Origin of the sequence: Halococcus thailandensis JCM 13552 (genome assembly GCF_000336715.1) — an archaeon.
GTDB lineage: Archaea > Halobacteriota > Halobacteria > Halobacteriales > Halococcaceae > Halococcus > Halococcus thailandensis.
In genome coordinates, this window is record NZ_AOMF01000103.1 from 1 (window position 1) to 20723 (window position 20723).

Annotated in this window: 19 protein-coding genes and 2 pseudogenes; 16 read left to right on the top strand and 5 right to left on the bottom strand. The window is 54.7% G+C overall.

Going from position 1 to position 20723, the window contains the following annotated elements; genetic code table 11:
* Nucleotides 1–177: 177 nt before the first annotated feature.
* The 9 genes and pseudogenes from C451_RS04630 to C451_RS04670 all read left to right on the top strand — a co-directional run bounded on the left by C451_RS04630 (nucleotide 178) and on the right by C451_RS04670 (nucleotide 9950).
* Complete coding sequence (locus tag C451_RS04630; RefSeq protein ID WP_049912931.1) at nucleotides 178–1395, top strand: ABC transporter substrate-binding protein; 1218 nt, start codon at nucleotides 178–180, stop codon at nucleotides 1393–1395.
* An 8-nt stretch (nucleotides 1396–1403) separates the two neighbouring features.
* Nucleotides 1404–2156 carry an NAD(P)/FAD-dependent oxidoreductase gene (locus C451_RS04635; protein ID WP_007738249.1) on the top strand — a complete coding sequence of 251 codons (753 nt, stop codon included), beginning with the start codon at nucleotides 1404–1406 and terminating at the stop codon, nucleotides 2154–2156.
* Between the two features lie 108 nt (nucleotides 2157–2264).
* Nucleotides 2265–3197 carry a DUF7551 domain-containing protein gene (locus C451_RS04640; protein WP_007738250.1) on the top strand — a complete coding sequence of 311 codons (933 nt, stop codon included), beginning with the start codon at nucleotides 2265–2267 and terminating at the stop codon, nucleotides 3195–3197.
* Nucleotides 3194–4009: a DUF7260 family protein gene (locus C451_RS04645; RefSeq protein ID WP_007738251.1), complete on the top strand. Its 816-nt coding sequence runs from the start codon at nucleotides 3194–3196 to the stop codon at nucleotides 4007–4009. Before C451_RS04640 ends, C451_RS04645 begins: the two co-directional genes overlap by 4 nt.
* A gap of 306 nt (nucleotides 4010–4315) precedes the next feature.
* Nucleotides 4316–4774 (top strand): metal-dependent transcriptional regulator, encoded by a 459-nt coding sequence (locus C451_RS04650; protein ID WP_049912956.1) that lies wholly within the window; start codon nucleotides 4316–4318, stop codon nucleotides 4772–4774.
* Nucleotides 4775–4969: 195 nt separating this feature from the next.
* Nucleotides 4970–6166, top strand: coding sequence for an ArsB/NhaD family transporter (locus tag C451_RS04655; RefSeq protein ID WP_049912933.1), 1197 nt, complete (start codon nucleotides 4970–4972; stop codon nucleotides 6164–6166).
* Nucleotides 6167–6331: 165 nt separating this feature from the next.
* Complete coding sequence (locus C451_RS04660; protein ID WP_049912935.1) at nucleotides 6332–7636, top strand: ABC transporter substrate-binding protein; 1305 nt, start codon at nucleotides 6332–6334, stop codon at nucleotides 7634–7636.
* 131 nt (nucleotides 7637–7767) lie between these two features.
* A pseudogene (locus C451_RS21840) lies at nucleotides 7768–8097 on the top strand (TATA-box-binding protein); the annotation flags it as partial.
* A 290-nt stretch (nucleotides 8098–8387) separates the two neighbouring features.
* A complete protein-coding gene (locus C451_RS04670; protein ID WP_007738257.1) occupies nucleotides 8388–9950 on the top strand; it encodes a 2-oxo acid dehydrogenase subunit E2 in 1563 nt (520 codons plus the stop codon).
* Nucleotides 9951–9989: 39 nt separating this feature from the next.
* Here C451_RS04670 and C451_RS04675 read toward each other — a convergent pair whose 3' ends face one another.
* The 4 genes from C451_RS04675 to C451_RS04690 form a co-directional block, all read right to left on the bottom strand.
* Nucleotides 9990–10499, bottom strand: coding sequence for a VOC family protein (locus C451_RS04675; RefSeq protein ID WP_007738259.1), 510 nt, complete (start codon nucleotides 10497–10499; stop codon nucleotides 9990–9992).
* A gap of 84 nt (nucleotides 10500–10583) precedes the next feature.
* On the bottom strand, nucleotides 10584–11585 hold the full coding sequence (locus C451_RS20870) for an NAD(+)/NADH kinase (protein ID WP_007738266.1): 1002 nt from the start codon (nucleotides 11583–11585) through the stop codon (nucleotides 10584–10586).
* Between the two features lie 12 nt (nucleotides 11586–11597).
* The gene (locus C451_RS04685) at nucleotides 11598–12599 is read right to left on the bottom strand and encodes an alpha-ketoacid dehydrogenase subunit beta (RefSeq protein WP_007738268.1); all 1002 of its coding nucleotides are present in this window, start codon (nucleotides 12597–12599) and stop codon (nucleotides 11598–11600) included.
* The gene (locus C451_RS04690) at nucleotides 12599–13648 is read right to left on the bottom strand and encodes a thiamine pyrophosphate-dependent dehydrogenase E1 component subunit alpha (RefSeq protein ID WP_049912940.1); all 1050 of its coding nucleotides are present in this window, start codon (nucleotides 13646–13648) and stop codon (nucleotides 12599–12601) included. The genes C451_RS04685 and C451_RS04690 overlap by 1 nt, the downstream gene beginning before the upstream one ends.
* Before the next feature lie 251 nt (nucleotides 13649–13899).
* Here C451_RS04690 and C451_RS04695 point away from each other — a divergent pair.
* From C451_RS04695 to C451_RS21845, 7 genes and pseudogenes are all read left to right on the top strand, one after another.
* A pseudogene (locus C451_RS04695) lies at nucleotides 13900–14765 on the top strand (IS1595 family transposase).
* Nucleotides 14738–15487 carry an SDR family oxidoreductase gene (locus tag C451_RS04700; protein ID WP_049912941.1) on the top strand — a complete coding sequence of 250 codons (750 nt, stop codon included), beginning with the start codon at nucleotides 14738–14740 and terminating at the stop codon, nucleotides 15485–15487. Before C451_RS04695 ends, C451_RS04700 begins: the two are co-directional and overlap by 28 nt.
* A 420-nt stretch (nucleotides 15488–15907) precedes the next feature.
* Nucleotides 15908–16093 carry a toxin-antitoxin system TumE family protein gene (locus tag C451_RS24335; protein WP_007738273.1) on the top strand — a complete coding sequence of 62 codons (186 nt, stop codon included), beginning with the start codon at nucleotides 15908–15910 and terminating at the stop codon, nucleotides 16091–16093.
* Nucleotides 16077–16556 carry an HVO_A0114 family putative DNA-binding protein gene (locus C451_RS04705; RefSeq protein WP_007738274.1) on the top strand — a complete coding sequence of 160 codons (480 nt, stop codon included), beginning with the start codon at nucleotides 16077–16079 and terminating at the stop codon, nucleotides 16554–16556. The genes C451_RS24335 and C451_RS04705 overlap by 17 nt, the downstream gene beginning before the upstream one ends.
* 460 nt (nucleotides 16557–17016) lie before the next feature.
* Complete coding sequence (locus tag C451_RS04710; RefSeq protein WP_007738275.1) at nucleotides 17017–17547, top strand: hypothetical protein; 531 nt, start codon at nucleotides 17017–17019, stop codon at nucleotides 17545–17547.
* A gap of 99 nt (nucleotides 17548–17646) precedes the next feature.
* On the top strand, nucleotides 17647–18207 hold the full coding sequence (locus C451_RS04715) for a signal peptidase I (protein ID WP_007738276.1): 561 nt from the start codon (nucleotides 17647–17649) through the stop codon (nucleotides 18205–18207).
* On the top strand, nucleotides 18207–18896 hold the full coding sequence (locus C451_RS21845; RefSeq protein ID WP_152420411.1) for a hypothetical protein: 690 nt from the start codon (nucleotides 18207–18209) through the stop codon (nucleotides 18894–18896). The genes C451_RS04715 and C451_RS21845 overlap by 1 nt, the downstream gene beginning before the upstream one ends.
* A gap of 128 nt (nucleotides 18897–19024) precedes the next feature.
* Here the strand turns inward: C451_RS21845 and C451_RS04725 are convergent, their stop codons facing one another.
* Complete coding sequence (locus C451_RS04725; RefSeq protein ID WP_007738280.1) at nucleotides 19025–20713, bottom strand: helix-turn-helix domain-containing protein; 1689 nt, start codon at nucleotides 20711–20713, stop codon at nucleotides 19025–19027.
* Nucleotides 20714–20723 lie beyond the last annotated feature (10 nt).

The window sequence follows — 20723 nt, forward strand, 5'->3', positions numbered from 1 at the left end:
AGGAACTTCAGCGGGTCGTCCGAAACAACGAGATGATCTCACCCGATCAGGCAGTTCCTGAAGTTGCGTCGGGGTAAACACATACTCGACCGCGTCTCAAATCTTCATTTATTTGTCCAATAGTTTTGGTTGGCCTAAAATAAGAACATTTTTATGTTTTAGGTGTGCCTAAACGATATGGCGCGAAGACGACAACTACTCGCATCAAGCGCAAGCCTCCTGGCCGTTGGTCTCGGCGGATGTCTAGGGAGCGGTAGTAGTAATAGTACCAGCGACAACGAAAGCACCGAGGCGAATCGGATGAACAGCACCGGCGGAAATTCGGGAGCCAAAACGGCCGGAGGGACGACAGCGACGGGTTCAGGGTCGTACTCGGTCAGGGTCAAACCCAACCCATCGCAGACGTTCGAGTCGGTGCCGGAGACGTACGCGATCATCCCGAGCGCGTGGCTCGACATCGGGATGGCGCTCGGGAAACAGCCCGCGGCCGCCGCGAGCTTCAAGCGCGCCCCGTTGAAATACTACGACCAGCTCCCAAACGTTGCCTTCGACAAGGAGTCGGTCACCCTGCTCGCGGGCGATGCGGAATCGAGCTACGACAAAGAGAACTTCTATACCGCCAACGTCGACGTCCACATCATCGATCCGCGGCTCCTGAAGTCCTACGCGAACTGGAAGGATGCGGACATCGAGGAGATTGCCAAAAACGTCGGGCCGTTCGCCGGGTCGACCATTCGGTTTGCGATGGATGGCACCGATCCGTTCTACGACCTCTACGGCGCGTTCGAGAAAGCCGCGAAAATCTTCCAGCGCCAGCGGCAGTTCCGCGAGTGGCAGTCGTTCTACGACGAGTTTCACAGTCGGATCACGTCGAAACTCCCGCCGAAGGCAGAACGGCCGTCAGTCGCGGCAATCTGGCGCGGCATCAACCCCGATTCGGGCGAGTTCCGCATCTCGGCGGTGTATAAAAAGCAGAACAACACCCGGAGCTTCCGCACGCTTGGTCTCAAGGATGCTTTCGGGAAGCAAACCCCGGATGCGGCAGTGGGTTATGAGGAACTCCTCGATGTCGATCCCGACTATATCGGCGGCGTCGGTTTGCTCACATCGATGAACCACGACGAGTTCACCTCACAGGTTGTCGAGCCGCTCGAAGCAAACGCCAACGGACAGAGTCTGAACGCCGTCAAAAATGGGAACGTCGTCCGCACCGGCGGTCAGTATATGGGACCGATCGTCGACCTGTTTTCGACGGAGGCGCTGGCGAAGCAGGTCTTTCCCGACCAATTCGGCGAATGGCCCGGATCGATCGGCGACATCCCGAAAAACGAGCGGCTATTCGACCGCAAACGCCTCTCAGAGATAATCAACAGCAACGGAAACGATTCGACGTGACCACCACCATGACGAACGACCAAGAAGAGATAGGTGACGAGTACGACGTAATCATCGTTGGTGCGGGCGTGGCTGGCCTCTCGGCGAGTATCTACATCGCTCGGAATGATCTCAAAACGCTTGTTATCGACGCTGGCGACTCGATCATGCGACGGAACGCTCATCTCGAAAATTACCCGGGCTTTCCCGCTGGCATTAACGCCCGCCTACTGTTGGAGATGATGCACGACCAGGCGGATCGCGCTGGCTGTAACTGGCGTCGGACGGAGGCAACAGCCATCGCGTCAATGTCTGATGGGTTCGTCGTCGAAACAGCAGCCGAGGGCCGCTACCACACCGAATATGTGATCGCTGCGACGAAGAACACCACAGACTACCTCACGAACGTTGATGGTGTTGGAACCATCGACCGCGGGAAGGCGTATATCGATACGGACGAGCGTGGGCGAACCGGCGTCGAGGGGCTCTACGCCGCCGGACGGCTCGCAGAAAAGCCGCATCAAGCCATTGTGAGCGCCGGTCACGGCGCTGAGGTCGCTGTCACGCTTCTTGAAGACGATGACCGGCCGTTCTACCACGACTGGGTTACACCCGACGGGTACTTCACTGACCGCGGACGGGGCCTGCCGCCCGGCTGTGAGGAAATCGGTGAGCAAGAGCGCCACAATCGGGAGAACGAGTCGCGGGAAACGATGCGAGGGTACGTCGCCGAACCACACCCGGACGAGCAACGAACACATCCGAGCCTACGAGACGACTAGCTCCATGTCCCCCGATCCACCATCTCTCATGATAGAAACCACTGCACAGCCAGAGAGACGACGACGGATACCAGTTGGCGGGTCGGTGGAAATCCCCAATAAATGACTATGATTGGGACTACGCTCGGTGATATTCGCGACCATATCGAAGCACTCGCCAACGAGGAGGGCGACTATTCCCTCATCTGTGGTCGCTACGGTGAACGACCTATCCCGGCCGCAGGTCTTCGCTTCGAGAGCCGTCCGACCGCACGTGCGGCTGCCCAAGCGACCGAGCAGTATCGAGCCGCCCTGCGCCGGTACGACCCACGGCTTCCCCAATACGACGTGATCGCCCAGCAAGCAAAGCAGCCACACGGTGTGACAGAACTGGATCAACATTCTTCAGATACTAACGTAGACCACCAGAGCCTCCCTGACCTGGATCCCGCAACGGAGCGGCAGCATCCCGAACAACGTGAACTCGTCGAGTTCTGTCATCGTGTTGCAGCCACAGTTTTCGAGGCACTCTCCAAGCAGGAATACGAGGCGCTCGAAACCGTGGTCATGGACTCATACTTCGACCTCGCCGAGACCGTGACCGATCCCAACGACCTCTGCCTGTGTCTGCTCGAAAGCATGGCGACGGAGCTTGCGACGCGTCTCGATCCTGCCGAGCAAGCTAACGTGCTCTCGTGTGCGTCGACGCTACTCACCCCGCTTGCGTCGGTCGAGAAGCCGGTGAGCACGACGTTCACCCGACTCCAACAACTGGGTTTTGTAGGGGCATATACCCAGGAACCATGGTCGCTCGGTCTCGACGACGGCACGCGGTCGGTCGTCATCCACCTTTCCGAATACGCGCTCTCGCCCCAGTGTGGTCGACTGCCCGTGCTGCCGATCGTCCTCGACCTCTATCGTCGAGATCCCGACTGGCTGCCGTCGGTGGTTCGCGTGGTCGATGGTGGCGACGGGTGGCGAGTCACACTCGTGCTCGCACGCGAGGCCGACCCCGAGGGACTAACGAGCGTCCCGATCCAGCCGGAGAAAGCATACCCATGACTGTCGAAACACACGTCCAGCAGGCACTCGATCGTGTGTGCGAAGAGCAGGGAGCCATCGAAGAGAAACAACGGGCGTACAAGCGCTTCGTCAACGGTGTTGAGAAGATTCCAGTCAAAACGCCCTCGATCAACCAGCCGACCACCCAGCGAGGTGGGCTCCAGACAACGACCGGCCCTATCGCCACGATATCTTCGACATCTTCGGATGGGTCCAAGGGTCAAACGCAGATTCGAGGGCTGTTCGCTGAGACAGTGCGCCCGCGCAGCACCGCGGACGTCGAAGACTCAGAGACCCTGCTCGAAACGATCGGGGCCGAACTCTCCGATCAGATCGCGATGGCCCTCACACCGCAGAACACTACCACGGGATTTACCAACGGACTCAAGCAAGGCGTGCTGTCCGAGGCAGCACAACGTCGCCAGGAACTTCGCGCGATGAAGCGTGCGCTCGACCGCGAAGAGGCGTCGCTCGTCGAGGCGAAGGACACCATTGACGAGGTGCTGGAGTGGATCACTGAGGCGAGCGAGACGGCGCTTACCGAGTTCGAGTTCGCGGCACTTCGGGCACGACACGAACGGTTGGGGGAGTTCCGTGACCAGTGTGAGACGGCCGCTCAGGAGCGGCAATCGCTGCTTCACGCGACCACCAGTGCCGACGCGCAGGCTGGCATCGCTCACCATGAACTCATGCGGTGTCTCTACGTCGCGTTCCCGGTGACGTATCCCGTTCTCTTGACGGTCGTCCGAGTCGAACAGGTCTGTGATGAGTGCCAGCGCGCGATCCGAGGGCATCTGATTCGCCGGGTGTGAAAGTGATGAAGCGAGAGACACCGATACGAAAAAGGGACCACGACGAACGTGGGTCCAGGCGTGGGCGGCCGTGTACCGCCGCCTGTTCGGTCCCGGTGACGCTGCCAACGACGACGGTGAGGAGGACCCAAATGAGCGTAAACATGAGAACGAGGCCGATACCGATGAGAATCATGCGTAGAGGTCAGTTTTATGCCGGGACAGATCCGATGAGAGGTATGTGCGGTGTCTCCGTGGTGTTTCGACCGTTTCAGAGACCTCTTAGACGGCGTGTAACGGTCTGCACTCACTGGAGGGATGGCTGAGATGAATAGAGCCGACCAGTATCTCAAGACAATTTACGTGCTCGAAGAGATGAGCGACGCGCCCGCCTCGACAGGAGACATCGCTGATCGACTTGAGGTGAGTCCTGCGAGTGCAAACGAGATGATCGGCAAACTCGCCGACCGGGGCCTCGTCGAGCACGAAAAGTATGAAGGGACGGTCGTGACTGACAAGGGCGAACAGCGAGCGCGCACCGCCGTCGAGAGCTACTGCGTGGTCCAGCGCTTCTTGCACATGGTGCTGGAAGTCGACGATTACAAACGCGAAGCCCGCACGATCGAACCGGTTCTCGACCCGACAGTCGTCGAGCGCCTCGATACGCTGATCGACCGTCCAACAGAGTGCCCGGAGTGCTTCGACGGGGCTATCGACCAGTGTGACTGTCTTGACCTTCCGGAGACAGCGAACGCATCCGAGAGCGTTCCGTCACCCACCGAATGATCACCCAACAGGTGAGTCCATGTCGACAGCAGTAATGTGCGAGTGGGTTCGGCACGGCACGGTCGAGATGCGTCCAGAGAGCGACGATTGTACAGTAGTTCTCTGGCGAGATCGCGGGCAACAAACTGTTGGGAGTGAGAACCCCGCCGGTCTGAATCCGGAATCGATCCACACTCACAGTGTGATCGGGTGAGTATGCCGTCGGAACCGCTGGTGACAGCGATTGTTCTCGGAACCTTCGGACTACTGTTCGTCCGTAAAATCGGACTGTACCCGCTTTCACGTTCGATCACCGCCGCGGTCGGTGCAGTCGTGGTGATCCTCATCGGAGCGATCTCGCCATCGAAGGCGCTCGCAAGTATCGACGCAGGGACGATTCTCCTGCTGTTTGGGATGCTCGCCCACGTCGAAGCGTTGGCCCAAAGCGGGTTCTACGGCTGGGCAGCCACACAGCTCGTCCAACGGACGGGAACCCCGCGACGACTCACCCTCGGCGCGCTCGGGCTTTCAGCAGCGATGAGTGCTGTCGCTCTCAACGATGCGACAGTGATTTTGCTGACACCAGTCCTGATTCAGGCGGTTCGGGGAGCGGACCTCGATCCAGTCCCGCCGCTGGTGGCAGTCGTCCTCGGTGCGAATATCGGCAGCCTCGCAACACCGCTCGGGAACCCACAGAATGCGTATATCCTGAGCCACAGCCCGCTGACGACTGTCAAGTTCGTGCGTGTGCTTGCGCCGGTGGCTGTTCTTGGGCTCGGGATTGCCGGTGTGATGATGTTCCCGCTGACTGATGGCCGTTCGTTCAGTATCGAGCTCTCCGCACCTGATCTTGACCGGGCGTGGGCGGTATCGAGTGGTGGATTTCTTCTGCTCACGGTCGTGTTGCTCGCGGCGCTACCTGGTGTGAACCCGGGCGTGATTGCTGCCTCGATAGGCGTTCTCCATATCGCATGGGTACAGCTATTCCGACGGGTGCCGGGAAACGAGATCCTTGGGCATATCGACTGGGACATCATCGTGTTGTTCGTCGGGATCTTCGTGCTCGTAGGCGGGCTTGAGGGAACAGTGCTGGTCCGAACACTCGAAACATTTACACAGGGATGGCCGCTCGCGGGAGCGACGTTCGTGCTTTCGAATCTCATGAGTAATGTCCCGGCGGTCGTCCTACTTTCGACGGCGATCACTGACCAGCAGGGTTGGTACATACTCGCCGCAGTGAGTACGCTCGCAGGGAATGCAACGCCGATCGCAAGTGCGGCGACATTGATCGTCCTCGATCAGACCTCACGGAATGGGGTGACTATCTCGGTACGCCGGCTCATCCGAATTGGGCTGCCGGTTGCAGTGGTCACGAGTGTGGCAGCGGTCATCGTGATTCAGTATCTGATGTGAATTGTGGTGTTGTATGTTGCGTTCGCCGTTCAATTGTGGTCATCATCTTTGGAACGGGCCAGATCGAGCTGACGCCAAGTGAGTACGCAACGATCGATGATACATCTCTCTCTTCGCATGATGGGAGACCGAAACGGACTTAACGTTTTAGGCGGGCCTAATATCATGGCAAACGATTCCAGGGCGGACGGAGCGATGTCGCGGCGGAACTGGTTGCGGTCCGGCGCAGTCGTGCTCGGGAGTGGACTGCTTGCCGGTTGTAGTGGTGGGTCTGCTGGCAGTGGCGGCAACTCAACGGATAGTGGGTCGGGAATGGACACTGCTGGTTCCACTGAGTCGACGGCCACTTCGGAACCAACCGGAGAGACGACCGAGACAGAGGGATCTGCGACTGCGATGGGTTCGTCGTATACTGTGACGATGTCGCCCGTGGGCGAAGTCCAATTTGACAGTGTTCCGAAGAATGTGATGGTCTACAGCATGTTATACTCCGACATGGCGGTCGCGTACGGCCACGGTGACGCCGTGAACTCCCTCGGATTCAGGTCGGACGCCGCCGCAACGCTCGACGCTCTCTATTCCAGACTCGACGGTGTTTCGTTCGACCGGAGTGGCCTCACCCAACTCAACTCCGGGAATTCGAGTGGAGGAGGGGGAATCCAGGTCGACAAGGAGGTGTTCTATAACCTCGATTCGGACCTCCATCTCGTTGATCCCGCGTTGATGGTCTCGTTCGATGGCTGGAAAATGGCCGATATCAAGGAGATCCGGGAGAACATCGCGCCGTGGTTCGGCAACCTCTTCAGCCGAAACAACGAACAGCCACCGAGACCCTATCGCGGCAACTACCAGTACTACACACTCTGGGAGCTCTCGGGGAAGGTCGCTAAAGTGTTCCAGAATCAACAGCGCTTCCAACAGCTCTCGAGGATCCACGACGACCTCGTCTCACGGATCCAATCTAATCTTCCACCCAAAAACGAACGACCAACGGTAGGGTCGGTGCTGTTCATCGAGGAATCGTTCTATCCCTCAAAGATCAATACTTCTGGCTTTGGGAACGCCCACATCCGTCCGCTTAACGCATCCGATGCGTTCACTCAGGACGATGTGACGTACGAAACAACCTACAGCATGGAACGGATGCTCGAGATCGATCCCGACGTCATCCTCCACCGTTACGGCATCACGACCTACGACGTGAACAACGTCCGACAGACACTGGAAGACGACCCCGTGGGAAGTCAGCTTTCCGCCGTCCAGAACGACCGTGTATATGCCGGGGCGTACCCAGTGCAGGGACCGCTGATGAACCTCTTCCAGTTGGAGATGACCGCGAAGCAGCTCTACCCCAACCAGTTCGGGGAGTGGCCCGATTTCACCAGCAGCGATCCCTATCCGGAGATTCCGCAGGATCAACAGCTGTTCGACCGTCAAAAGGTGGCCGATATTGTTACCGGAAACAGTTAATCAGGCCGTCAATAACCCGGACCGACCTGAAGTCAGGCAGGTGGATTGCTCATGCACGGCTTGGCTCGAAATCCACACCGATAGTCTAAATTTTGCAGACATCTGTGCATGACGAATCTATCTAGCCGACCTCTGTTGAAATTGTCTTTGAGACACTCTCGGACCTTGGAATCGAGGTGAGCGACAATCCGAACATCGAAGTGCAGAACATCGTGACGAGTGGCGATCTCGGTGAGGCTCTGAACCTGAATGCGATTGCGATTGGACTTGGTCTCGAAGACGTCGAATACGAACCAGAGCAGTTCCCCGGACTCGTCTACCGGCTTGACGAACCCGATGTCGTCGCGTTGCTCTTTAGCTCGGGCAAGACAGTAATCACGGGCGGTAAGGAACCTGAAGACGCGGAAGCGGCGACAGAAGTGATTATCTCCAAACTTACGGACCTCGGTCTCCTTCGCTAATACTACTTCGGCGGTTGCCACTGAACAAGTAGCATGATCTCCCCAAATCCGCTGCAGTCGTGCGCTTTTGCGGGTGTAAGCGGTAGTGGCTTCGATCAGGGACAAGAAAATACGCAGGGAGATACTCCGACTTTGACCACGTCGAAACTCCCCGAGATCCGGGTCTGTGGCCGATACGGTACCGGCGTGAATCAGCCCGAAACGCCAGCTATCCCCACCGCCGAAGCAGTACTAATCATATAGAATTTCCATCATTGATATTTTAGTAGTTTGTAGTCTCATTGCATGGTATGGGATACGTTGTCAAGATGCCGAAACTAGGATTGGAGATGGAAGAAGGGATTATCTTGGATTGGTACATAGAAGAGGACAACACGGTTGAGGAAGGTGAAGCGATTGCTGAGATTGAATCTGAGAAGACTGTTGCTGAGATTGATGCCCGTGAAGGAGGTGTTCTCCGCTTACTTGAGGTTGAAGAGGGCGCGACTGTTCCACCAGGTACACCTATTGGTATCATTGCGGATGCGGGCGAGGATATTGCCGATCTTGAGGCTGAATTCGAGAGTGAAGGCTCGTCAGAGCCAACCGAGTCTCAAGCAACCGCAGATGAGACGACCGAAGAATCGCCAGAGTCGGCTAAAGGACAAACAGATACAATCGGTGGAGAGAGTACCAATATAAAGGCTTCACCAAGAGCAGAACGCCGTGCTGAGGAACTCGGTATTGATTTGACTGTAGTGAACGGGTCGGGACCTCAGGGAGCGATTACTGCGGATGATGTTGAGGCCGCCTCAGATACACAAGCAGAAAGCGAACAGGTAAGAGCTTCTCCCCGGGCAGAGCAGCGTGCCGACGAGCTTGGTGTTGACCTTACCGAAGTAAGTGGTTCAGGCCCGCAAGGAGCGATTACTGCTGACGATGTCGAGGCTGTAGATGAGGAAGTACAAGCAGAACAGACAAGCGAACGTATCTTTGCTGCCCCACGTGTTCGACAACTCGCCCGCGAGCATGGTCTTGACATAAACACCCTCTCTGGATCGGGTGCGAACGGACGTATTACCGAATCAGACGTTCGGATGGCGGCTGACGAAAGTGATATCACAGTAGCGAGTAGCGAAGCTTCCGGGACATCAGCTGAAACTCAACCAACTCCAACAGGCCGCACCATCCGTGAAGAGAAGTCGTTCGACGGAATGCGTCGCACTATCTCGAACCGGCTTAGTCAGAGCTATCAAAATGCCGTTCACGTCACGGAACACCGTGAGGTTGATGCCGAAGCACTTCTCGAAGCCGTCGAAGCTGCTGCAGATGCAGTTGAAAGTGACATCTCTATGCCTGATCTATTGTTGCTTGCTGTCTCTGCCAGCCTCGCTGAACATCCTGATTTTAACGCTACTTTCGAAGATGATTTGCATCGTCTCTATGAGGAGCATAATGTCTGCATTGCCGTCGATGTTGAAGCAGGATTAATCACTCCGGTATTACGGCAAGTCAACGACAAATCGATTGAGAGAATCGCAACTGAGCGTCGAGAACTCACCGAGAAAGCTCTTTCAGGTGAGTATACGATGGACGATCTCCAAGGAGGAACATTCACTGTGACGAATCTCGGACTGTTAGGTGTCGAATCGTTCGATCCGATAATCAATCCTCCACAGGTCGCCATCCTTGGTGTCAACGCGATACAGCAGCGCCCGGTTCCTGATGGGAATGGAGTAGCCTTTAGAAGCCAATTGCCGCTCGATCTTTCATTCGATCATCGAGTTGTTGACGGAGCAGACGCAGCACGATTTCTCGAAACCCTCACAGAATATATTAAAAATCCATTGCCGTTACTTTTCAATTCTATGTGAACAATATCGAGTAGTCAGGGATGACACTCATCCGTTGAACTATCTCGAATAGGTTTCATCCGGTTCGGGCATCGATTCCAGATTTGTCGCGGTCTCGAATATCACCCCATTCAATTGCTCTTGGGTGTCGAGATACCAATACGGCGTATCTACAAACGTTCCACTTTGGAGTACTTCCATTCCTCCATCCTCAAACTGCTGAACTGTTTTCTCGGTATCTTCGAATGCGAAGCACGCAATGTGATGAAGGCCTTCACCATGCTCCTCTAAGTGTTCTGTATAGATACTCTTGCCGTCCGTGGGTTCGATCAACTCAATCATCGTCCCGGCGAGATCAGCAAGCGCGAGTATCATAGTATAATCGTGATCTTCCCCACGATAGGTTGTCTCCGGGAGCTTTGGTGGTTCAAATTGGTAAATCTCCCACGGATCAATCCCTAAAACCGAACCAAAGCGCTCCATTCCGTCCTCTAGATCTTCGACTACAAACTCAACTTGGGTGATCTCCGGAATTTCGACACTTACATTTGATATGGTATCATTAGCCATAGATGCTAAGCAGCGTCATTCCGCTCATATCTTTGCCCCAATTATTCACATCAGTGGTATTGAAAACATTCTATAGTGACTAAGTCAGCAACATTCTGAACCATCTTTGAGAACACCTGCCCGTGCTGCACACTCGAACACTGCCTCGTAGGAGATGAGTCGTGGACCGTCGGACACCGAATGAAACTCAACAGTTTCGTTAGTAACTTCAAGTTCACGTTCACCATCAGCACCAAGCACACCATCGTCGACTTCAACGACCATTGATTCTCCATCCGATAGGCGGTGATATTCCTTGACACCAACTCTGGTCGTCATGCCGGGAGCGACAATCGCTCTCACTGTCTGGTCAGATGCGTCCTCATCAACAAGCCGCAATGCAATTGCGCCTGGCTCATTAGGTGCAAGCGAATCGAGAGCACCTGCAACACTACTGAGACCGATCGCCGATGGATTCGCTCGGGAGACGATTCCACCTAGCATCTCGTCGGGGTCAAGCAATGCACGGGTTCCAATAAACGAACGATCTGAGAGTTCGACTGCTGCTATCCCCATTACGGACTCACCCGACTCAGTCCGTGCTTTGACCATTTCATGCCGATAAGTGGTTTCCCTGTCATCGACAGCACCACTCGCAACGAGCGCTGCTGCGGCTCCGGCAACAGTTCCATCGACTGCCGAGGGAACGACATTGTTCGTTCCGGTTGACACTGAAAGGAGCGGAAGGGTATCGCATCCAAGCGCTGCGTCACGAGTCGTGCCATCTCCTCCGAGAATGACGAGTGCATCGGCTTTTGCCTGAAAACGTTCGGCTGCCCGTCGAGTGTCTGCTGCTTCTCCAGCAAGAGACATATCGAGCAACTTTACAGAAACGTCATCAGGAGCATCCTCAACAACATTCGCCGCGATTCCCGATGTATCGGGCATCAGTGTGACGTCCGGCGTATCAGCAGACACGGTAACACCGGAGAGAACGCATTCGGCAACACGGCGCTTCGCGTAGTTGTCAACGATACTTGCACCACCAGTTAATCGGCGGATGTCACGTCCAGCAGCCGGGTTGATTATGACTCCAATGTGGGACACGGACCGCCGACCTCAGGCGATCCGCTCGATGGCGTTGCGAACGTCGTCTGCGTCCGGGAGAACTTCACTTTCGAGCGATGGGCCGAATGGGATGTGGGTATCCGGCACGCCAACACGCTGAATCGGCGCATCGAGACTGTAGAAAGCGTTTTCAACGGCTCGCGACACTACTTCGGCTTGCGCACCATACGAGAGAGGGCTTTCCCCAGCGACAACCATCCGTCCCGTTTTATCAAGGCTTTCGACGATAGTGTCCGTATCGAGCGGGTAGAGTGAACGGAGGTCGATCACCTCGACATCAATATCGCCATCGAGTTCGTCCGCAACTGTCAATGATTCACCTACGAGACGCTGTGTCGCCACAACAGTAACATCATCACCCTCTCGCTCAACATTCGCCTCGCCGAGTGGGATGGTAAAGTCCTCATCTACCGGGACCTCGCCTGACTGTTCGTAGATCATCTTGTTCTCGAAGAAGAACACCGGATCATCAGAACGAATTGCCGACCGCAACAGTCCTTTCGCAGCTTCAGGAGTACCAGGAGCGACAGCCATTAGCCCTGGGAAGTGAGCGATCATCGTGTGAACAGTTCCGGAGTGCTGACTTGCTGCACCCATACCACCACCCTCAGTAGCACGCACGGTGACTGGCATTTCGATTTTACCGCCGAACATATACCGCATTTTCGCCATCTGGTTCATCGTCTGTTCCATTGCAACACCGATGAAATCGGAAAACATGAGTTCAGCCACGGGTCGTGAACCAGTCGCTGCTGCACCCGTTGCGGCACCGATGATTCCCGCTTCCGAGATCGGCGTATCACGCACGCGCTCGGGACCGAAATCATGGTAAAGATCGCCAGTGACGTCAAGAACGCCTTCCATTACGCCGATATCTTCACCAATCAGGAAAACATCGTCATCGCGGTTCAGCTCTTCACGCATCGTTTCCCTGATGGCTTCGCGAATCGTCATCGTCTCAGTTTCTTGGCTTTCGAGTTCTGCGCTCGCCATCAGAATTCACCCCCTCTGGTACCGCCATCAGCGCGGGCATTCGCCTGTTCTACAAAGAGGTCGATGTCCGGTACTCTCTGAGAGAACATATCTTCGTAGGCCTCGTCGGGTGTGGGATCGTCCGCATTTTTCGCGTACTCGATGGCGTCCTCGATTTCCATCTCGATATCTTCTCGCATCTCTCCTAATTCCTCTTCAGAGAGTTCATCGCGTTCGATGAGACGCTCGGAAAAAGTATCGATGGGATCGCGCTTTCGCCAGTCTTCGACTTCCTCTTCGTCCCGATAAAGCTCCTGATCCCCCTCAAAATGACCGTGGAATCGGTAAGTCTCGGCTTCGATAAGTGTTGGCCCCTCGCCATTACGAGCGCGTTTGCGCGCTTCGGTGACAGCTTCATTCACTGCCGTGATGTCCATACCATCAACGTTGATTCCTGGAATATCGTATGCGGCAGCTGTGTCGCTGAGGTTTTTGGCGTTGTGCTGATCACTGACTGCCGTTCCTTCTCCGTACTGGTTATTCTCTATGAGAAATACAACTGGCAAATCCCATGTCGATGCGAGATTTACCGCCTCGTGAACCTGCCCCTGTGCGACGGCACCATCTCCTAAAAAGGACAGAGCAATTCGATCCTCGCCTTTTTGCGATATACTGAGCGCCGCACCGGTCCCAAGCGGTGGACCTGCGCCGACGATTCCGTTTGCGCCAAGCATTTCAGAATCTACATCAGCAATATGCATCGACCCACCTTTGCCATTGCAATATCCGTCTCGCTTTCCATAAATCTCAGACATCATGAGCTTCGGATCAAGTCCTTTGGCGATACAGTGACCATGTCCCCGATGTGTGCTAGTAATGTAGTCGTCCTCTTCCAAAGCAGCGCATGCTCCTACTCCGACGGCTTCCTCGCCAACGTAAAGATGAACGAATCCGGGTATTTCGCCGTCTGCAAACCGTTCACCTGCTCTTGTATCGAATTCACGGATCGTGAGCATTCGTCGTAGAGATTCTATTCGACCTTCTTCTGTGTCGATATCGATCGATGGCATTTGCAGGTCGATGAACGTAATGGAAGATAATAGTTGTTGTGGGGAGATACCGATTGTCATAGTGTGAAAATGACAGATAACTATATAAGCATGCGATAGACAATCAAACACATGGGAGACCTGCTAAGCGGTAAAACGGCAGTCGTCACTGGGGCAGCAAGCGGCAATGGGCGTGCAACTTCGTTCGCTCTTGTGTAGCGTAGCGGAACCGAGTCACGGAGATTACGGCATCCCGCCGACAGCAGTCGTACATGACCAATGAACGCGCTGCTCTCGGCGGAATGCTTGAGCAACTCGTTGACCTCGGAGCAATAGAGTTTCGGTCGGAGCCGCTCGACGCCATCGTCGAGCGGCGACTCAAAGCCATCTGGACCACCCGTATCTGCCCGAACTGTGACGCCGACGCCCTCCACGCTCTCGATAGTTCGGCCCGTATCTGGTGTGGCCGCTGTGACTGGAAAACCACCTACACCCGCGGCACACCCTTCTATGACTCGGAACTCGCCCCCGGCGNGACGTGGAAACCGCGTTCGCTCGCGGTTTCCCGACTGTTTGGGAACGCATCGAGCACACGATTGCTGGGCCGACACAGGTGGACGAAACGCAGCGGGTGTGCTCGGGGTTCAAAGGCCAGAACCCACCGCGGGACGGACTGTCCCGCGGCGGGTCCCCCGGACCCGGACGGGCGCGATGGACAGGAGAGCAGGGCGATGAGATGACGCTCGTCGCGGCCTGCCGCGACGTGCTCCAGGTGATCTCAGCCGAAGAGGGGTCGAAATACGACGAGAACCTCGGGCCAGTGATTGAGGAAGCAGGCGATCTCTCCCAGCCGCTGGGAGAGATCTGGACCGACGAGCTTCCCGCGTATCAGCAAATGGAATACGAGCATCGAACCGTTGTCCACGACGATGAATACGTCTCGGACGACGGTGTCCACACGAATCAGGTCGAGTGCCTCTGGTCGTTAGTGCAGCCGTGGCTGGCGAAATTCCGCGGCCTGTCCAAGCAGGGCTTGGAGCAGGCCGCTCGCACCTTCGGGCTTCTTCGCTCCCTGAATCTTGTTCAAGCACCCATCCACAGCCTTGTCGATTGCGTCGCCGTCAACGTATTCCGCTAATCTACACAAGAGCGACTTCGTTACTGTATGCTGAAGAAGGCGCTGACATCATCATCGCAGATATTCAGCAAGAACCTCGTGGTGGTGGTGATCCGACCCACGAACGGATCGAATCGGAAACCGATGCAAGCGCGACATTCGTCGAATGTAATGTCACAGATTATGAAGATATGAAAAACGCTGTTGCCGCCGCTGATGAATTCGGTGGGGTTGATGTCATGGTAAACAATGCGGGCGTCTTCCGAGCTGAGGAATTTCTTGCAGAAGATGATGAAATTTTCGATATGATGATGAATGTCAATGTCCGTGGGACCTACTATGGTTCTCGGGCAGCTGCCAACGCCATGGTTGATGAAAATGGTGGGAGTATAGTGAATTTATCAAGTGCCGCTGGTCTTGACGGCTCAGCTGAGTTCATCAGCTATTGTGCATCGAAGGGAGCAGTTCGGCTGATGACATACTCTCTGGGGTCACTACTTGGTCCCGAAAATATTCGAGTAAATGCCATTCATCCAGGATTAATTGAAACCTCTATGACCACCGAAGATGTTCCAATCTTCGGTACTGATGAGGAAGAAGGATTCATCGGACAGATTCCAACTGGTCGCGGCGGTACCGCTGAAGATGTAGCAAAGGCTGCGCTATTTCTGGCCTCAGATCTTGCAGACTACGTCAATGCTGAATCACTAGTATTGGATGGTGGTATGACGAATACTCAATAAAACAACAACTAGCATATAAATCAGAACTTCTATTTACAGAGTGTAAATAGACACCTGTCTGTTTATAGGGGTCCCTACCCACCAAAACCTATACGTATTGAAAAGATGCGAAATTCTGGCTTTTGGCACAGAGCCACAATCCTTTCCTCAATATATTAGCGAACTACCATCTATGATATAGTCAGATGCGATTTGTCTGTAGGAATCAAGACATTCCTTAAAACCGATGTATAGCCATAATGGGGCAACACAACATTTTCCTTCCCGAATGTATATGTGACTGCAAGCGGGATCAATGCCGAGAACGCCGCGCTTCCAAGACGATACCGAACTCGACGATGGAAGCCGTTACGAGATGATTGCGTGGGAGGTCCGATAAATAACGAGTACCCCGAAAGGATCAAATACGGCTTCCAATACATGACCGTCGATGGGACGACACTACTACGGTACGACAACTACACCGACGCTGAAACACCTGGTGAAAGTCGTCATCACCGCCATCACTACCGTGACGGTGTCGAAGACATCGAATTCACTAGCCTACGCAACCACATCCAACGATTCAAAGCCGAGGTAGATCAAATCCATGACGAACGAATCTGACCACGACGGCGACCATGACATTGAGTCGCTAGAGTTCCCCGGGCCGGAGGAAGTTCCATACCCACCGGTGCTCCGGCTCACATCTTTCCCTTCCGACGAGCATCACGAGGGGACACTCGACCGCGCCGAGCGCTGGGAAGCAGGCGAAACCGTTCCCCACGTCAAAAACTTCAGCGACCCCACTCGGCTGCGCAAACTCCTCACCGGCCGGCGAATCGAACTCATCCGTAGCATCATGGACAGCCAACCCGAGAGTATCAAGCAACTCGCTCAGCGTCTCGAACGTGGCACCAGACAAGTCCACGACGATGTGCATCTCCTCGAAGAATTCGGCATCATCCATCTCGAAGACGGCAAAGGCCGAGCACGCAAACCGACCATCCCCTATGAGCGTATCGAGATCGACGTTGGTATTGAGGCACCCACTGCTGACGATTCTGACCGTGCACTCGCATCAGGATGAACGTGCTCAGAGCCGAGTACAGCAGAATCTCCCATCTTCCGTGTCAAGTAGGTGACCCTCAGAGGAAGTAACGTTCGGAACGTCGCTCACTCATCAGGCAATCATCGAAGATCTGTCCTTCAATCTCGGTACTACTACAATTATGAGATCATCGATATCACACAGTATTTTCTCTGAATTCGTGCATCTCTTACCATGCTCATGTTAGATATTACCAGCCACAATTTTAAATAATTAGTGATGAGATTCACTACAACTCCGCTGTTGTTTATCGATATCGCTGGAAAGCCCCTCACTCAGTCCGTGGACGCCAGATGGTGGATTTCCAGCGGCAACAAGGTAACAACGCTAAACCAAAATAATGTCAGACGACAAACCTACACTTACTCGCCGACGGGTACTCGGTAGTATCACAACGATCGGTATTGCGGGCGCACTTGGTGCAACCACATGGGCCGAGATGAGTGATCAGGAAACCGGGACAGTTCAAGCCAAATCTGGAAGTATCGACCTAAAGGCGAATGGTAACGATGAGACCGTTACGCTCGATTTCGGCGACGATCTCTCCAATGGATTCAGCGAAACCCAATCCATGAACCTGACGAACGTTGGTTCTCTTCCCGGCCAGGCACTGAACTTCGCGGTTTCGAATTTCACCAGTAGAGAAGGCGAGAATTTCGAACCCGAAGAGAATACCGATGAGAGCGATGGCGGTGAGCTCGATGATGTTGCCGATCTCAGCATTAATCTCAGTGGCGGTGAAGCCTCATACACCGTCTACGAGGGAGCGGCCAGTGGCGTAACATCCCTGGATACAGACGTAAATCTCGAGCCGCCGCTCACTGATCAGACGTTCACGCTCAATGTCACATTGAGTATCCCAGAGGAAAACGTGAATGAGGCTATGGGCGATGAGTTCAATTTCGATCTCACCTCCACACTATACGACACAAACCAGTCTGGCGACGGTGGAAGCGGGGGCAGCGACTGATCCAAATCGATTGATAGTCACTGAACTTGATCGTCCTGTCTTCAGGAACAGTCTTGGGAATCAGATAACATGAGATCACGATTACCGAGCCGGAAAACGGTGTTCAGTATTGTAGCTGCAGCGCTCCTGATAGCGGTAGTGCTTCCTTTTGCTATATTTAACGTTCCACAGGCCATCGGTGCGGAACGAAGTTTTGTCGTTGGCTCCTCCAGCATGAATCCGATAATCGAAACCGGCGATGCAGTCCTCGTGAATGATATCTCACCCACAGCCATTGAGGAGGGTGATGTCATCACGTTTATCGATGGAGATCGAGCCACAATACAAGCAGGACAGGCTGGGAGTAATCTTGTCACGCACCGAGTCATTGATATCGAGCAAACCACACAAGGCCCTGCGTTCAAGACGAAAGGAGATGCGAACGAAGAAGCAGATCGCGGATACGTACCGGCCTCAGCGCTTGTCGGCCGGGTGATGGCCACCATCCCGTATATTGGGCACGTAATCGTCTTTGCGGGTACTCAATTGGGAGTGTTCGCGTTGGTCGCCATTCCACTAGGTCTACTCATACTGGGTGAACTGTATGACCTCGCACGCGCGGCACGAAACGAATGGAACGGAGCAGCCACAGCCTCTGAGGGAAGCCAGGGAGACAGATAATGCAACGGACGAGGATAGTACTTGCCGCGGTGTGTATGTTTGCTGCCGCGTTCGGTGGCGGTGCAGTCACATATTCTCAACTGACCGATACGGAAACAGTGACAGTCTCAGCCGCAGCTGGGGAGTTTGATCTCTGTAAAGCCGGCGACACCGTTACATACGAATTCTCGAAGGAATCCGATGAACTTGAGAACGTTAATGGGCCGGATATCGTCACTTTCAGCAATTATGACTATCGGAGAGGATTCTTCGGACCTGTAGCGGTCGACGCTGTAGACTTCGAAGCTACTGAACCAATCCGGGCGATCGAATACCACTTACGCTATGGCGGTATTGAAAAGGCTGAGTACCGGTTGCCTGTCACTCAGGGTCGACTTGATCCACCAAGATGGTTTAGTGGTCCTTTCGTTGCGGTTACTTTCACGTGCGCCAAAGACGACGGTGACGCCACGAATTCTGTATCCGCAGCGAACTCTATATCAGTAAACTCATCGAATGCCTCGCCTGCTGTAGTGGAGTCCTCGGAAGCTTCTGGTACTCTAACTGAAGCATCCACACCTGTAGCCGAAAATGGAACAAAAACGTCCACGATCACTCCATCAGCTACGACGAAGGCAACCCCGGTAATAGAGACAACCGAAAACACGAGCGGCATGTCAACAACGACAACCGAAACGCAACACCCATGACATTAACACTGACCACAACGGATCACCCAAACACGAACTCAATAGAGATACCAATCACGAATTGAACTGAGGCTACGGTAATACCTATTACAATTTCATCCAATCCAACTTGTGTAGTGATGGAATTGCTATTTTACCTCATTCGTTCCTTCTAGGATCTTCCGCTGTGCGGCACGGAGATGTTGTGTGAATGTTGACCGAGAAATATCCAACATCGTAGCAATCTCCTCAGCATTCTTTCCCCGTGGTCGTTCGAAGTAGCCTAACTGAAACGCTAGCTTAAGGACTTGCTGTTGGCGATCGGTTAGCGGTGTATGGTCGTTACCCCTTTCGGAGGCCTCCTCTGACGGATTCGTCTGAACCATTGTCATCGAAACGTTCCTGTAACCGTCTCCGAGTCCAGTTTCGATCCGTTTGGCGGACGTGTTCTCACCAAGATGAATCAGTATGTTTGCCTGACCGTCCACAATTGACGTGCGTTCGAAGTGAGCACCATGCTCGGCAACGGTCAGTTCTGGAATTGGTTTCTCAATAATAACACCACACCGAAGCGGGTCGTTAGTTTTATAGACATCAATCGACCGAATCGCATCAACGGTTGACACCGCGTCGAGAAGCTCTTCCTTCGAACTATCTGAAGTGCTCACGACACATAGCACTTCAGTCTCGTTTCGTGGAATCACGGTCGTCATTTCCAGTGTCGTTGAGTCAGAGAGTGCTCGCGAGAGCGCTACAAGTGGGATCTCCCGATCGCCGATCGTGAATTCGACGTGGGCCGTATCGGATGTGAGCAGCGTCTCCCGCCAGTTGGTCGCCTGCAATGCATAGCCAATCGTATCGGCATATTCGCTGATGAACGCGATCTCGCGCTCGTCGACTTGTCTGGAGTCGGTAGCGTAGACAGCGAGCACGCCAAAGCGGATTTGATCGTGTTCGATCGGTACCGCGCCGATGGAGTGAAACCCGTGCTTGGAGGCGAGGCGTTCCCACTGCGCTCGGTCATTCTCGGAGTCAATGTTCCCATCGTTCGTCCGGTTGGATACAGCCTCCAATCCGGCCGCATCCGGTGTATCTGTAGCAGACGCGTCCTCATACGAAGAGACGAGTACTGACGTGTTCTCATCGAACGAAACGAGCGCTGGCTCCGAGCTCCCGCTGATTTCCGTGTCGCCATCCAAAACTTGCGTAACGTACCCGGTTTCTCCCGCGCTCGCAAGCGGAACGATCGCTCCCTCGCTGTCGTGAACACCGATCCACGAACACGCATACTGGCGCTCGTCGACGAGGTGTCGACAGATATCGCCGGCGAGCTCCTCGCGTGTGACGCTTGTAGTGATCATCTCCAACAGTGCCTCCTTGCTTCGGCGCTCGTGGGCGAGTGCACGCTCGGTACGTACGGAGTCGACTACGGACTCGATGCGACGGCCCAAGAGTGCTGACCGCTCTCTCAGCGTGGATTTTCTCACGTACTCGGTGACGTCGTTGCTGATCGCTTCGCTGGCGGTTGCTTCGCTTCCTCGTCCGGTCACGAGAATAAACGGTAGCTCGGGGTGGGATTCTCTGACCTCGGGAAGTAACTCCAGAGCGGTGCCATCGCCGAGTTGGTAGTCGCAGACCAGACAGTCCGGTGTCGTTGAGGCAAGGGACTGACGCGTTTCGGTGAGGCTATGGGCAGTTTCGACGTCAAGTCGGTCGCTTTGGCGTTCGAGAACCCGTCGCTGTGTGCGTGCCCACGTCTCATCGTCATCGATCAGTAGGACCTGTATGTCACCAGTACCATTCGAGCGCTCGTTGGTTGGAGTCGATTCAGGGCACATGAATTAGCTG